This window comes from Proteocatella sp. QWL-06, assembly GCF_058684135.1.
The window spans coordinates 591987-605888 of record NZ_CM178755.1; the positions used below are offsets into that span (position 1 = coordinate 591987).

A 13902-nucleotide genomic window follows, 5' to 3' on the forward strand; every position below is an offset into this window, starting at 1 on the left:
CGGATTAACCTGTTTCAGGAGGCAGGCTGCTTCAGATTACGAAGCAGTCTGTCTTTACAATTGAAGGAGGAAAAAATGAAAATAGGAATGTTCACATCGGGATATCAGAGAAATGACATCGAAGATATCTTCAGGGATGCAAAAAGATTTGGATATGATTACATAGAGCTCTGGGGAGCCAGGCCTCATGCCTACCCATATGACCTCAAAAGAGGAGGGAAGGAAGAGCTGCGCAGGCTGATTGATAAATATGAGATCCCTGTAAAGGCATATACTCCTGAGCACAACGCTTATCCATACAACTACATGGCAGGAGACGAGCATCAGTGGAGAGACTCCATAGACTATCTCAGGACGGCGATAGACATGGGAAGCGAAATCGGAGCGGATTTTACGATAATATCGGCCGGGCATGCAGGATACGATGCGACACGAAGCCAGAAGTGGGAAAGGCTGACCAGAAGCATAAGAGAGCTTGCAGACCATGCGCAGGAAAGAGAACATATGCTTCTCATTGAGGCGCTCACGCCATTTGAATCAAATGTATGTACATCATCAGATGATCTGTGTGATATAATCAGCTACATAGATTCTCCGTGGCTGGGAGCTATGTGCGACATAGTTCCGCCATATGTACAGCATGAGAGCATAATGAGCTGCTTCAAAAAACTGGGCAAGAGCCTGAAACATCTCCATATAGTGGACAGTGACGGAAAAAGCGATACGCATTTTCTTCCAGGTGAAGGAAATATTCCGCTAAGAGAGCTGCTGATGGAGATAGAAGACTATGGGTATCAGGGAAGTGCTACTATAGAGCTGGTAACGGCATACATAAATGAGCCTTCACTTTATGCAAGAAGAGCGATTGACAGTTTCAGAGATATTTACAGATAAGCGAGGAATATATGGAAAGAAAGATAAGGATAGCGGCAGTAGGAGATAACTGCATGGACGTATATAAAAGCACAGGCGAGGCTTATCCGGGGGGCAATCCGGTAAACGTGGCCGTCTACGTGAAACGTCTGGGCGGAGACTCTTCATATACGGGAGCAGTAGGGACTGATGAATATGGGGAGAGGATTATAAAGGCAATATTGGAAAAGGGAGTAGATACCTCGCACATAAAGATCCTTGAGGGAAGCACCGCAGTCACTCATGTTGAGCATGAAGACGGCGACAGGATACTTGGGGACTATGAAGAAGGCGTGATGGCGGACTTCAGGCTGGATGAGGAGGACATTGATTTTCTCGCCGGCCATGACCTGGTCGTGAGCGGAATATGGGGAATGATAGAATCAGATCTTCACAGGATTAAGGAAAGAAATGTCCCTGTGGCCTTTGACTTTGCGGACAAGCCGGAACACGAGATAACAAAGAAGGCGCTTCCTTTTGTCGACTACGCGTTTTTCTCATATGATGCAGGCAGTGAGCAGGAGCTTCACGATTTCATGAAATCAGTTAAATCTGCAGGCCCCCAGATAGTAATAGTTACAAGAGGAGAAAAGGGAAGCCTGGCATATGATGGAATTGAATTTACGGAATTTGGGATCATAGAATGTGAAGTAGTAGATACCATGGGCGCAGGTGACAGCTATATTGCAGGTTTCCTCATGGGGCTGCTCAGTGGCCTCTCCATAAGGCAGTGCATGGAGATGGGCGCAAAAAGCAGCAGCGAGACCATAGGCTATCATGGAGCCTGGTAAGAAGATGCAAAATCAGCCCTTAGCTGTCCGCAGGCTGCATTTGATGAAGAGCCGAACACCCTTCTCATGGTTACCGGGATGCATTTTTTCTTGAGAATGTCGTAAAAAGCCATTATCCTTTCATCGGAGCTTTTTGAAAAATCATGATTCTGGGTCTCGTTGTATGGAATAAGATTTACATGGCATTTCCTGCCTTTCATGAGTTTTGCGAGCTCAAGCGCACATTCGGGAGTATCATTTACTCCGCTTAGCATAACATACTCGATCATGACTTTTTTATTGACTTTTGAAGTATATGCATCAATAGATTTCATGAGCTCGTCTATAGCATAGATTCTGTTTATGGGCATAAGTTCGTTTCTGAGGCCGTCAAAAGGCGCATGAAGGCTCACAGCCAGAAGGCAGCAGTCAGGATTAGCGGCATATTCATATATTTTCGGGGCAATGCCGCATGTCGACACAGATATGTGGTTTTTGCCGATTGCAAGCATGTATGGATTGCGAAGTATGCTTATGAAATCCATTACATTCACATAATTGTCAAGAGGCTCTCCCATGCCCATCAGGACCACGTTTGATATTTTTAATGAAAGCTCGTTTTGTACAGCCATGACCTGCGCAGTCATCTCCCAGGTCTCAAGATTCCTTATCTTTTTCTGCCTTCCGCTCTGGCAGAAGCTGCATCCCATGCTGCATCCAACCTGTGACGAAATACAGAGTGTGTTTCCGTGCTTCTGATACATAAGGACGGCTTCTATTATATTCGAATCATGAAGGCTGAAAAGAAATTTTGCCGAATCATCAGATTTAATTATTTTTACTGTGTCCAGAAGGGACATGTTGAAATCCTCCATGAGGATTTTTTTTGTTCTCTGTCCAGCCTCGGGCATGTGAGCAGTTCCACATTCGGGATCTGCGTAGATGAATCTGGCTGCTGAGGGGGCCTTTGAAGACTTTTGTCCCCTCATCGTAATGTGTTTTTCCAGTGCTGAAAATGTTAATCCGTAAATATTCATATTATCCTCCTTGCAACATATGAATTTATTATATCAAAAATGAACCGGAAGTACAAAATGAAGGACTTATGTCCTGATTTATTGGGACCTTTGGAATGTAGACAAGGGACAATGTCAAAATCTATAATTTAAATATGAGTATAAACTTAGGAGGAGCAGATGACAGAGGAAAATGAAAGCGTGTACTCTAAAATGAGAGAGACAAGCGATTACAGTGTCAGAAAAAAGCTCTTGGACTGCAATATCAGGTCCTATGAGTCAATAGATTCTCTTCTGAAGCTGCTTGAATCTCAGAATACCGAGACTATGGAGCATACAATAAGGATGAGAGACAATGCCATACTGGTGGGCAGCCATATGGGAATGTCAATAAGCAGGCTCTGCGAACTTGATCTTGCGACCAGGCTTCATGACATTGGAAAGATTACAGTTCCTGAGGACATTCTGCTTAAGCCATCAAGACTTACATATGAAGAATTCCAGACAATCAAGTCACATTCCGAAAACGGATACAAGATAGTGCTGGCTTCGGAGGGGCTTGAAAACATAGCTGAGGCTGTAAGGGGACACCATGAAAAATGGGATGGCTCGGGATATCCGCTGTCTCTCAGAAAAAATGAGATTCCTGAGATGTCAAGGATAATATGCGTGGTTGATGCCTTTGATGCCATGACAAATGACAGACCATACCACAGTGCCGTTGAGATAAAGGATGCCTTAAATGAGATCATAGGATGCAGCGGAAGCCACTTTGATCCGGATGTTGTAGAGGCATTTGTAAAAGTCATGGAGAAAAAAATGCATTTTATATAAACCCTTCACAGATACGAATACAGTCTGCATGTTCAGCTTGAACATGCAGACTGTATTTTTTGTGCTGTCAGCTTGTGCAGTTAAGTACATATATTGCAGCCTGAACCCTGTCTTTTACGTTTATTTTCTTGAATATGGATGTTATCGTATTTCGTATGGTCTTTTCAGAAAGGAAGAGCTTTGACGCGATTTCCTTGTTGCTGCATCCCTTTGAAATGTAGGACAGTATTTCCTTTTCGCGTTCAGTAAGGAGCGAAAAAGGATCAGGCATCTCAGGCTTTGAGGTGCTTTCTTTGGCCACTGAAGGCTCATTTATTATGTTAAATACATGTTTTGTGAGAGTCTGGTCTATATAGTTTCCACCGGAATACACGTGGCGTATAGCGTCTGTAAGAGTACTTCCTGCTGATTCCTTGAGTATATATCCGTTTACCTTTAAATCAATAGCTTCTCTGAGAGTTCCAAAGTCATTTTCGACAGTTAGCAGCAGGACCTTGAGATATGGGTTGTTCTGTCTTATTATCTTGAGTGCATCAAGGCCGCTCATTACGGGCATGTTTATATCAAGAAGCAGGATATCGCAGCTGGTTTCGCTGACTATGCTTATGGCTTCGCTGCCGTTTGAGCCTTCACTGACGATTTCAATATCAGGATAGAAAGATAGTATCTGCTTGAGGCCTTCTTTTATGAGTGGGTGATCATCTACTATTATGATCTTGATTTTCTGGGTCATGATTCCTCCTTTTTTATCAAACTGGAAGCTGAATTTTGAACACTGTACCTTTATCTAGCTGGCTGGTTATCTTCAGGTGACCGTCAAGGTCCTTTATCCTTGTGTATATATTAGCGAGACCGAATGATTTCTGAGCGTTTGAAAATTCTTCAAGATCATCAGGAACATCGAATCCTTTTCCGTCATCCACCATGTGTATGTATACATACTTGTCAGAGGATGAGAGCCTCAGGGCTACCTGAGTGGCATTGGCATGCTTCTTGATGTTGTTTATCAGCTCCTGAACGATTCTGTATATGGTAGTTTCGATGCCCTGCTCAATATCTATGTCATACAGCTCAAAATGAAAGGCTGTCTGAGTTTTTTCGGAATCGAGTATGGTATTGAGGAGATTTTCAATCGATCCTTTAAGCCCCATTTTTTCAAGCGGTGCCGGGGTCAGATTGAAAAGTATGTTTCTCACCTCTGTAAGCGAAGAGGCAAGGTCTGCTTTGAGCTGATCGAGAATCTTGAGTCCCTTCTCGAGATCATGCCTGAGTACAGTTTTGCAAAAATCAACACGCATCTGAGCACTTGCAATCTGCTGAGCAGGCCCGTCGTGAATATCTCTTGCTATATGGAGTTTTTCATTTTCAATGGATTTCAGGAAGGACATGTACTGAGCAGAGAAGACACTGTGGTTGCTGGCGCTGTTTTCTTCAGGGACTGAAGTCAGGTGTGATATTCCGGTCTTAAGGTAGGACAGCGAAACCACAAGCTGCTGCGCCATATGCTCTGCCTGGGATATGTAAAACTGATTTCGCTTAAGCTCAAGTTCCAGATTGTTACGTCTTTTTATTAGGGCGTCTTCATCTTCTTCGGATTTGAGAAGCTGGTAGTGGATTTTGTTTGCCTCGTCATATATCTCCTGAAGCCTTATTCTCCCCTTTTCGCTGAAATCCTCAGATGCTGATGCGAGCCTCTGCCTCATCTGAGTGTCATATGCTGTAAGCTTTTTGACCTCTTCCATCAGAAGCGGGATCTGTATCTGTATGTCAGTAAGCTCCTGTTTTTTCTTTTCATACTCTGACTGCATGTTTTCAATCAGAGACATCATAGAGTCTTTGTTCACTTCAAGCGATGATATTGTTTTTTCCATTATATCAAGAAGTTGTCCTTTGTTATCCATGAGCCACCTCGTTAAAATTTTATATTAAATATTATACTTTAATTCAGCAGTTTATGCAAACTTCTTTAATTTTTTGATTCAAAAATTATTTTGTGTATGACTTCTAACTGGTTTAGGTATTAACTGAATTTAAGATAAAATTTCTTAATGGACCGTGCAGTTTTTTATCGAAATCTGAACGGGTTTAAGCTTGAGGTTTGGATTCATCTGTATTGTTTCCTTCTTTTTATGTACTTTTAAAAAACTTAAATACTTTGGTATTATATCATTTGCATGTAGTCATGACTAATCGAAAAAACTATAATTCCTATAGACATGGTAAATAATGGAAATCCGTCAGTGTTAATGAAGAAGAGCATTGAGTTTTCTGCTGTTATTATGTAAAATGAATTGTAAAGTAAATAAACAGGAGGCAGAAAATGAAGATACTGAATTTCGGGTCGCTTAACATAGACAGGGTATACAGCGTGGATGAGTTCGTAAGAGCAGGGGAGACAATATCATCTCTTAAAATGGAGACTTATGCAGGCGGAAAAGGACTTAACCAGTCGATAGCAGCAGCAAGAGCAGGTGCTGATGTCTATCATGGCGGAATTATAGGAATGGACGGGATTTTTCTCAAAGACATGCTTGAGGAAAACAAAGTGGATACTTCGTTTCTGAGGGTAACTGATGCTCAGACCGGCCACGCAGTAATACAGGTAAATGCTGAAGGGCAGAACAGCATACTCCTTTTTGGAGGAGCCAACAGGTTGATTGACAGGGAATTTGCCGATCATGTGCTTGGAAATTTTGACAGGGGGGATATTCTCATACTCCAGAATGAGATTTCTTCACTGGGATATATTGTGGACAGAGCATGGGAGAAAGGAATGAGAATCGCTCTCAATCCATCACCGATAGATCAGTCGATAAGAGAGATAGATATGAGCAGGATAGAGTGGCTCCTTCTCAATGAGATAGAGGGCGAAAGCCTTACCGGAGAGAGCGTTCCGGATGAAATAATCTCCAGCCTTCTTGAGAGATACCCGGATCTGAAAATAGTTCTGACGCTTGGGAAAAAAGGCTCAGTATATGCGGATAAAGATCAGAAGGTCATTCAGCCGGCTATAAGAACTGAGGCAGTGGATACAACTGCAGCAGGGGATACTTTCACAGGATATTTTCTTTCTGCAGTAAGCAGAGGTCTTCAGGTAAAGGACGCCCTGCTCGAGGCAAGCATGGCATCATCCATAGCGGTATCAAGAAAAGGGGCAGCTCCTTCGATCCCCTTCATGTCAGAGGTGGCCGGAAAGACGAGGAAAATACCGGTGATAATGGACTGCGATCCGGGGCATGATGATGCGATAGCCATAATACTGGCATGTGCATCGGACCGGCTGGATGTAAGAGCTGTCACAACGACCGCAGGAAATCAGACCATTCAGAAGACCACAAACAATGCCCTGAGGATACTGAGCTTCATTGACAGAAAAATCCCGGTTGCCATGGGAGCAGAGAAGCCGCTCAGGAGAAAACTTGAAACTGCGCCGGAGGTTCATGGAGATACAGGCCTTGACGGACCTGAGATTCCGGAGCCTTCATATGAAGCGCTCAATATTTCAGCTTTTGAGCTCATGGCAAGAGTCGTTGAGGAGAGCGAGGACAAGGTAACACTCATCCCGACAGGACCGCTGACAAACATTGCAATATTCCTGCTTGCATACCCTCATCTCAAATCGAGGATAGACAGAATATGCCTCATGGGAGGCTCAGCCGCAGGTGGAAACTGGACTGCAGCTGCAGAGTTCAACATACTGGTAGATCCTGAGGCGGCAGATATAGTATTCAGATCAGGGATCCCGATCACTATGGCTGGACTTGATGTGACTCACAAGGCAAGGCTGTACCCACAGGACATAGACAGGATAAGGAAGCAGGGAGGAAGGACAGCAGAGCTTGTCGCAGATCTTCTGGATTATTTCATAAAATTCCACAGCGATATATGCGGATGGGATTATGCACCGCTTCATGACCCGTGTGCGGCTGCGTGGCTCATAAATCCTGAAATATTCACGTCGAAAAGGCTCAATGTTCAGATAGACACTGATGGAGAGCATACTACGGGGTGCACGGTCACCGATTTCAACAACAGGCTTGGGCTTGAGCCAAATACCGACGTACTGTTTGACGTAGACAGGGAAAAACTTATAGACATGCTCGCAGAGGCGGTGAATAAATATGATTAGATCTGATAAGGAGAAGCAGATGATAAAGATTCCGGTAATACTTGATACTGATCCCGGAGTGGATGATTTCATGGCAATAATGCTTGCAAACAGCAGTGACAGGCTTGATATAAAGGCGGTCACGGTTGTCGCAGGAAATCAGACGCTTAAGAAGACATCAAAGAACGCGCTTGACATAGCTTCTTTTCTCAAGATGAAAACGAGGATAGCAAAGGGCGCTGAAAAGCCTGTAAACAAGGAAATAGAGATAGCTGATGAGGTACACGGAGAGTCGGGAATAGGCAGCGTTGTCCTTCCTGATGGAAATCTTGAGTTTGACAGCGACTACGCCTGGGATGTAATGTACCAGGAAGCCGTGAAAGCTGAGGGAAAGCTCCAGATAATAGCTGTGGGGCCTCTGACTAATGTAGCTGTTGCAATCCTTAAATACAGAGATCTCAAAAAATACGTTGACAGAATAGTACTGATGGGAGGCTCCACTGATTATGGAAACAACGGAGTATACAGTGAATTCAACATATGGGAGGACCCTTTTGCCGCAGATATAGTCTTCAAGTCAGAAATACCGGTAACCATGGTTGGTCTTAATGTTACTATGAATACGGTCCTGACAGAGTCTCACATAAAGGAGCTGAAGAGCATTAAATCGGCTGTCTCAAAGGAGGCGGGAGAGCTGCTTGACAGCATGTCCCGTTTTTACAGATCTCTGGGGCGTGATTTCATACCGCTTCATGATGCGCTGGCGGTCGCAGGCGTAATTTCTCCGAGCCTTCTTGAATGCAGGGATTATTATGTCACAGTCGAGACTCGCAGAGGACTTAACGAAGGGCGGACTGTAGTGGATATAGACAGGTCTCACAGAGACAGATTGCCGAATGCCAGTGTCGCAGTAAAGGGAAATCCTGAGATGTTTGTTGATATGCTGAGAAAAATGCTTGAATATTATCAATAATCATCAGGGCATTGGGTATAGAATAACAATGTAATTATTATAATACAAAGGGAGTGAAAAAATGAAATTTGAGATTATTACAGATTCGAGTGCAAACCTTACCGACAGTCTTATAGAAAAATATGATTTGAAAATCATCTCGCTTTCATATTTTATAGGGGAAGAGGAATACCTTTCATATAAAGAAGGAGTAAAAACGGATTATTCCGAGTTTTATGCAAGGATAAGAAAGAAGGAAGAAGCAAGGACTTCTCTTGCAAATTATGAAGAGTGCATGAGAGTGCTCAGACCAATTGCAGAATCAGGAAGGGATATACTTTATATAGGATTTTCGTCTGCGCTGAGCGGTACATTTCAGAATGTAAGCAACTGCATGCAGGAGCTTAGGACGAAGCACCCGGACCAGAAGCTGTTATGCGTGGACAGCCTCAGCGCCTCCATGGGAGAGGGGCTTCTCGTATATCATGCCCTCGAGCTTGCACAAAGGGGAGCAACAATAGAGGAAACCCTTGAATGGGTGGAGAATCACAAGATGAATATATGCCAGTGGTTTACCGTAGATGACCTGTTCTTTCTTAAAAGAGGGGGAAGGCTGTCTGGTGCGGCTGCGCTTGCAGGCTCTCTTCTTGAGATCAAGCCTATTCTTCATATAGATGAAGAGGGAAGGCTCGTGATGGTAAGCAAGGTTAAAGGCAGAAAAAAATCTCTCAATGCGCTGGTTCAGCACATGGAAGAGACTGTAGTAAAAATTAAGCCGCAGAAGATATTCATAGCTCACGGAGACTGCCTTGAGGATGCGCAGTATCTCGCGGACGGCATAAAAGCAAAACTCGGGCTCGAGGATATCGAGATAAACTATGTCGATCCTGTCATAGGAGTCCACTCAGGACCCGGAACGATAGCTCTTTTCTATTACGGAAAAACCAGATAATAAAAGTCATATCAGTGCTGCATAACCTTCTCATCATCTGAGCAATATGCAGCATTCTCATTTTCAGAAAGATCTGAGGCTTTTTTTGAATCAAGCATCAGGTTGTAGCTGAGGCCGGCGAGCACGAGTATCCCTCCTGCTGCCTTTGGGACTGATAAGGCGCCGGTAGTCATATAGTCAATAAGCACGGCTCCAAAAAGCTGACCTACGAAAGAAAACAGCGTGAAATAAAAGGCTGACATTTTTGGAGTCATGAAGCTTGAAATCGAGACCACGGCTACTCCAAGAACTCCTCCAAGGTACATATACCATGAGGTCTGTGAAATCAGTTCTGAAGTAATAAGTGCATCCTGGCTTATGAACATCAGTACAAAAGATACTATGAGTCCTGTAAGGTTGTTAAAGAAAGTTCCCTGAAATACACCTATCTTTTCAGCCAGCATTGAGTTTACTATTCTGGCTATCAGCACGGATGCACCAGAGATTATTGCAGCTATAATATAAAACATGGTTTACCTCCTAAAATACTGACATGACTATTATTCCTGATACTATCAGAACAAGTCCTGTTATTTTCTGCCTTTCAAATTTGATTTTCTTCATTCCGAGAAGGCCGAAGTGATCGATTATTATCGCTGCGAGTGACTGACCAAGGAGGCTTACAGCAAGCGTAAGTGAAACTCCCATCCCGGAAAATGATATGTTGTTGAATATAACGGTTATGACTCCGATAGCTCCGGCGCTGTAAAGATACCACTTTGCATCCCTTAATCTGTCGAATCTGTGTCTTCCTGCCAGAACGGCGACAGCAACAGTTATGAGTCCGGCCATGTGGATAAGGACGCTTGAGGTATATATCCCAAAGATCTCCGCAAGATAACCATTGAAAAGCAGCATGAGAGCAATCAGTATACCCGTAGCTGCTGAGATTATATTGTTCATATTTTACTCCTTTTTAATACTTTGGTAATTTTATTATATCATGGCTTTTTTATACAGTAATATGACATATGTCACACAGAACGGATTTTATTTTTAATTTCCATATCATGAGGGAGGAGTCAGGTAAAATGATAATTTTAAATGATGAAAAAATAAAACAGAGGCATATAAATCGTTACCAGATTGACAGAATCTTCAGCTCTGATATAACGGATGAAATGAAGCTCCTGCTTTTCAGAAAAGGTGATATGCTGTGCAGAGAGGGTGAAAAGCTGGATTATCTTCTGTTTCTTACACAGGGAAGGGCAAAATCATATATCTCACTTCAAAATGGAAAGAATCTTCTCATATGTTTTTATGAAGATTTTGAAGTAATGGGGGACGTTGAACTGCTGGGAACAGATTTAGCCTCAGGAAGCATGGAGGCGGTAGAAGATACTTACTGCATAGGAATCCCGATGAGCACGGTAAATCCCGGGCTGATGTATGATTCGAGATTTCTCAGGTTTATCTGCAAAAGCCTGGGAGACAAGCTGCATAGAAGCTCGCACAACAGCTCCATAAACCTTCTGTATCCGCTTGAAAGCCGTCTTGCAGGATATATCCTCAAGACCTCAGAAAAAAGAGACAGGATATATTTTGAGGTAAATCTGTCAGAGACAGCTCAGCTTCTGGCTACCAGCTACAGGCATCTTCTGCGAACCGTGGACAGGTTCTGCGAAGCCGGATATCTGAGGCGATGCGAAGGCTGCTATGAGGTTATGGATCAGGAAAGCCTTACAGCCATGTCCGCAGAGGTATATCTCTAATCGGCGTAAGACATCAGGCATAAGATATACAATGAAGCAAAAAACTCCCCGAAGAGCAGTGCTCATTCAGAGAGTTTTCTTATTTATCAGGAGTTGATCATTCTTACTGCGGCATCGACTACATTTTCAACAGTAAATCCAAAGTGCCTGAAAAGATCAGGTGCCTTTCCAGAGGCTCCAAATCCTTCCATCTTTATGAATTTTCCATCGAGTCCGATATATTTATACCACTCAGCCGAATTTGAAGCTTCGACTGCAATTCTCCTTCGTACATCCGAAGGCAGTACTTTTTCTCTGTATTCATCTTCCTGAGCATCGAAAAGCTCAAAAGAAGGAATGCTGACTACTCTTGGGTCTATCCCGAGCTCCCGCAGAGAGTCGTATGCGGAATATATGAGTTCAACCTCTGAGCCTGAGGCCATAAGGATTATGTCAGGTTTTTCCTTGTCTGAGTCTCTCAGTACATAACCTCCCTTGAGAGCCTCATCGCTGCTCTCCTTAAATACAGGAAGGTTCTGCCTTGTCAGTATAAGGGAAGTCGGGGAATCTTTGCACGTAAGGGCATGATACCATCCGGCTGCGGTTTCCTTTGCGTCAGCAGGCCTGAACACTGTCATGTTCGGTATGCTCCTCAGGGATGAAAGATGTTCTACAGGCTGATGCGTCGGGCCGTCTTCACCCACGCCTATGCTGTCATGGGTGAGTACATAAGTTACAGGTATTCCCATAATCGCAGACAGGCGCATTGCTCCCTTCATATAGTCGGAAAATACGAGGAATGTTCCGCAGTATGGCCTGAGGCCTCCGTGGAGATAGATTCCGTTTGTGACAGATGCCATGGCATGCTCTCTCACTCCGAAATGAATATTTCTTCCCGATCTTGAAGATGCAGAGAATTCTCCCATGTTTTTCATGAATGTCTTGTTGGATGGAGCAAGATCGGCAGAACCTCCAATAAGGTTTCCTACAGTCGCTGAAAGCCTGTTTAGTATGCTGCCGGATGCCTCACGAGTAGAGACGGGCTTGTCGTAGCCTTCAGGGCTCAGAAGATCCTTGAGAGTTTCTGAGATATCTCTGTCATGCCATTTTATATATTCATTGAAGAGATCGGGATAAGCAGCAGAGTATGACTCAAGGAGATTGTTCCAGTCCGATTCTGCTTTCATGCCTTTTTCTACCAAGATTTTCATATGCTCATATACCTGCTCCGGGATATTGAAATGCGAATCCGGGTCAAGACCGAGATTTTCCTTGAGAGCTCTTACATTATCCGTTCCCAGTGGCTCACCATGAGCTGAAGCGCTTCCCTGCTTTGCCGGGCAGCCATAACCAATCTCAGTCCTTACTATTATCAGAGAAGGCTTTTCTGATTCCTTTTTTGCGGATTCAATAGCTGCAGCTATGGCGTTCAGGTCGTTGCCGTCTGATACTTCATCGACATGCCAGCCATAGGCTCTGTATCTTGCCGCTACATCCTCTGTAAAGGCCAGATCTGTGCTTCCTTCAATTGATATGCTGTTTGAATCATATAGCATTATGAGCTTTCCAAGACCAAGTGTTCCTGCAAGCGAGGACGCTTCTGAGGATATTCCCTCCATGAGGCATCCGTCTCCGGCTATGACGAATGTGTAATGATCCGAGATCTCAAATCCTGGCCTGTTGAATTTATCTGCCATGAAAGATTCTGCTATAGCCATTCCTACAGCATTTGCCACGCCCTGTCCGAGCGGACCGGTAGTGGTTTCTATTCCTTTTGTGTGTCCGTATTCAGGATGGCCCGGAGTTATGCTGCCGAGCTGACGGAAGTCTTTTATATCTTCGAGTGAAACCTCATATCCGAAAAGGTGAAGCAGGGAATACACAAGCATGGATCCATGTCCTGCAGAAAGCACGAACCTGTCCCTGTCATGCCACTGCGGATTTTTGCCGCTGTGTCTCATATTTGTCCAGAGGGCATAAGCCATCGGAGCTGCGCCAAGAGGCAGTCCCGGGTGACCTGAGTTGGCTTTCTGCACTGCGTCTGCAGAAAGGGCCCTGATGGTGTTCACGGTAAGGGCATCGATTTTGTTATAATTCATAAGGTTCTCCTTGTCAGTAAAAGTTATTCAAAATAATCACACTGTTATATATATACCTCTTATAGCATGACTTATAAACCAGTCATGACAAAATTTAAAGATACATTTGTAAATGAGTCTGGATTGTGATAATATTATATTCTGTGAACATATTTTTAATGTAATAATGGAGGAAGATATAGATGTCAAGTTTACCAGATTGTCCTAAATGTGGATCGAAATATGCTTATGAAGATGGAAATATGATAGTATGCCCTGAGTGCGCTCATGAGTGGCCTGCAGGAGCAGATGCATCATCGGATGCAGATGTAAAGGTCGTGAAGGATTCAAATGGGAATGTGCTCAGTGACGGAGACAGCGTTACCATCATTAAGGACCTTAAAGTCAAGGGAAGCTCTTCGGTTCTCAAGATCGGGACAAAGGTTAAGAATATACGTCTTATAGATGACGGAGATCATGATATAGACTGTAAAATAGACGGCTTTGGAGCCATGAAGCTCAAATCTGAATTTGTAAAAAAAGCATAAAT

The 13902-nt window shown here is 43.7% G+C and carries 14 protein-coding genes; 8 read left to right on the forward strand and 6 right to left on the reverse strand.

Going from position 1 to position 13902, the window contains the following annotated elements; all coding sequences use genetic code 11:
• Positions 1 to 75 precede the first annotated feature (75 nt).
• Positions 76 to 894: a fructoselysine 3-epimerase gene (frlC, locus tag AC4PGZ_RS02900; protein ID WP_492159542.1), complete on the forward strand. Its 819-nt coding sequence runs from the start codon at positions 76 to 78 to the stop codon at positions 892 to 894.
• Positions 895 to 905: 11 nt separating this feature from the next.
• Positions 906 to 1703 carry a fructoselysine 6-kinase gene (gene frlD, locus AC4PGZ_RS02905; protein WP_492159543.1) on the forward strand — a complete coding sequence of 266 codons (798 nt, stop codon included), beginning with the start codon at positions 906 to 908 and terminating at the stop codon, positions 1701 to 1703.
• Here the strand turns inward: frlD and rlmN are convergent.
• The gene (gene rlmN, locus AC4PGZ_RS02910) at positions 1688 to 2719 is read right to left on the reverse strand and encodes a dual-specificity RNA methyltransferase RlmN (protein ID WP_492159544.1); all 1032 of its coding nucleotides are present in this window, start codon (positions 2717 to 2719) and stop codon (positions 1688 to 1690) included. The two genes, frlD and rlmN, sit on opposite strands and share 16 nt — an antisense overlap.
• A gap of 159 nt (positions 2720 to 2878) precedes the next feature.
• Between rlmN and AC4PGZ_RS02915 the strand changes: the two genes are divergently transcribed.
• Entirely contained in the window at positions 2879 to 3532 is a 654-nt protein-coding gene (locus AC4PGZ_RS02915) for an HD-GYP domain-containing protein (RefSeq protein ID WP_492159545.1), read from the forward strand.
• A 67-nt stretch (positions 3533 to 3599) separates the two neighbouring features.
• Here AC4PGZ_RS02915 and AC4PGZ_RS02920 read toward each other — a convergent pair whose 3' ends face one another.
• Both AC4PGZ_RS02920 and AC4PGZ_RS02925 read right to left on the reverse strand, forming a co-directional pair.
• The gene (locus tag AC4PGZ_RS02920; protein WP_492159546.1) at positions 3600 to 4265 is read right to left on the reverse strand and encodes a response regulator; all 666 of its coding nucleotides are present in this window, start codon (positions 4263 to 4265) and stop codon (positions 3600 to 3602) included.
• A 16-nt stretch (positions 4266 to 4281) separates the two neighbouring features.
• Positions 4282 to 5433, reverse strand: a complete 1152-nt coding sequence (locus AC4PGZ_RS02925; RefSeq protein ID WP_492159547.1) for a sensor histidine kinase — start codon at positions 5431 to 5433, stop codon at positions 4282 to 4284.
• Positions 5434 to 5852: 419 nt separating this feature from the next.
• Here AC4PGZ_RS02925 and AC4PGZ_RS02930 point away from each other — a divergent pair, with 419 nt between their 5' ends.
• The 3 genes from AC4PGZ_RS02930 to AC4PGZ_RS02940 all read left to right on the forward strand — a co-directional run bounded on the left by AC4PGZ_RS02930 (position 5853) and on the right by AC4PGZ_RS02940 (position 9544).
• Complete coding sequence (locus tag AC4PGZ_RS02930) at positions 5853 to 7661, forward strand: PfkB family carbohydrate kinase (protein ID WP_492159548.1); 1809 nt, start codon at positions 5853 to 5855, stop codon at positions 7659 to 7661.
• A complete protein-coding gene (locus AC4PGZ_RS02935) occupies positions 7654 to 8613 on the forward strand; it encodes a nucleoside hydrolase (RefSeq protein WP_492159549.1) in 960 nt (319 codons plus the stop codon). Before AC4PGZ_RS02930 ends, AC4PGZ_RS02935 begins: the two co-directional genes overlap by 8 nt.
• 61 nt (positions 8614 to 8674) lie before the next feature.
• Positions 8675 to 9544: a DegV family protein gene (locus AC4PGZ_RS02940; protein WP_492159550.1), complete on the forward strand. Its 870-nt coding sequence runs from the start codon at positions 8675 to 8677 to the stop codon at positions 9542 to 9544.
• Positions 9545 to 9555: 11 nt separating this feature from the next.
• On the opposite strand, the gene AC4PGZ_RS02945 is transcribed toward AC4PGZ_RS02940, so the two are convergent.
• Together AC4PGZ_RS02945 and AC4PGZ_RS02950 are read right to left on the reverse strand one after the other, a co-directional pair.
• A complete protein-coding gene (locus AC4PGZ_RS02945) occupies positions 9556 to 10053 on the reverse strand; it encodes a DMT family transporter (protein WP_492159551.1) in 498 nt (165 codons plus the stop codon).
• A 10-nt stretch (positions 10054 to 10063) separates the two neighbouring features.
• Positions 10064 to 10486, reverse strand: coding sequence for a DMT family transporter (locus AC4PGZ_RS02950; RefSeq protein ID WP_492159552.1), 423 nt, complete (start codon positions 10484 to 10486; stop codon positions 10064 to 10066).
• A 128-nt stretch (positions 10487 to 10614) separates the two neighbouring features.
• On the opposite strand from AC4PGZ_RS02950, the gene AC4PGZ_RS02955 reads away from it, so the two are divergent.
• Entirely contained in the window at positions 10615 to 11295 is a 681-nt protein-coding gene (locus AC4PGZ_RS02955; protein WP_492159553.1) for a cyclic nucleotide-binding domain-containing protein, read from the forward strand.
• 86 nt (positions 11296 to 11381) lie between these two features.
• On the opposite strand, the gene tkt is transcribed toward AC4PGZ_RS02955, so the two are convergent.
• Positions 11382 to 13373 (reverse strand): transketolase, encoded by a 1992-nt coding sequence (gene tkt / locus AC4PGZ_RS02960; protein ID WP_492159554.1) that lies wholly within the window; start codon positions 13371 to 13373, stop codon positions 11382 to 11384.
• Positions 13374 to 13555: 182 nt separating this feature from the next.
• Here tkt and AC4PGZ_RS02965 point away from each other — a divergent pair, with 182 nt between their 5' ends.
• Positions 13556 to 13900, forward strand: a complete 345-nt coding sequence (locus AC4PGZ_RS02965) for a zinc ribbon domain-containing protein YjdM (RefSeq protein ID WP_492159555.1) — start codon at positions 13556 to 13558, stop codon at positions 13898 to 13900.
• Positions 13901 to 13902: the final 2 nt, after the last annotated feature.

Bases quoted from the DNA above. Each gene is read 5' to 3' on its own strand.
- AC4PGZ_RS02945 (WP_492159551.1), bottom strand. From the start codon at position 10,053: ATGTTTTATATTATAGCTGCAATAATCTCTGGTGCATCCGTGCTGATA.
- AC4PGZ_RS02920 (WP_492159546.1), bottom strand. From the start codon at position 4,265: ATGACCCAGAAAATCAAGATCATAATAGTAGATGATCACCCACTCATA.
- AC4PGZ_RS02950 (WP_492159552.1), bottom strand. From the start codon at position 10,486: ATGAACAATATAATCTCAGCAGCTACGGGTATACTGATTGCTCTCATG.
- AC4PGZ_RS02940 (WP_492159550.1), top strand. From the start codon at position 8,675: ATGAAATTTGAGATTATTACAGATTCGAGTGCAAACCTTACCGACAGT.
- AC4PGZ_RS02955 (WP_492159553.1), top strand. From the start codon at position 10,615: ATGATAATTTTAAATGATGAAAAAATAAAACAGAGGCATATAAATCGT.
- frlC (WP_492159542.1), top strand. From the start codon at position 76: ATGAAAATAGGAATGTTCACATCGGGATATCAGAGAAATGACATCGAA.
- AC4PGZ_RS02965 (WP_492159555.1), top strand. From the start codon at position 13,556: ATGTCAAGTTTACCAGATTGTCCTAAATGTGGATCGAAATATGCTTAT.
- AC4PGZ_RS02930 (WP_492159548.1), top strand. From the start codon at position 5,853: ATGAAGATACTGAATTTCGGGTCGCTTAACATAGACAGGGTATACAGC.
- tkt (WP_492159554.1), bottom strand. From the start codon at position 13,373: ATGAATTATAACAAAATCGATGCCCTTACCGTGAACACCATCAGGGCC.
- rlmN (WP_492159544.1), bottom strand. From the start codon at position 2,719: ATGAATATTTACGGATTAACATTTTCAGCACTGGAAAAACACATTACG.
- frlD (WP_492159543.1), top strand. From the start codon at position 906: ATGGAAAGAAAGATAAGGATAGCGGCAGTAGGAGATAACTGCATGGAC.
- AC4PGZ_RS02925 (WP_492159547.1), bottom strand. From the start codon at position 5,433: ATGGATAACAAAGGACAACTTCTTGATATAATGGAAAAAACAATATCA.
- AC4PGZ_RS02915 (WP_492159545.1), top strand. From the start codon at position 2,879: ATGACAGAGGAAAATGAAAGCGTGTACTCTAAAATGAGAGAGACAAGC.
- AC4PGZ_RS02935 (WP_492159549.1), top strand. From the start codon at position 7,654: ATGATTAGATCTGATAAGGAGAAGCAGATGATAAAGATTCCGGTAATA.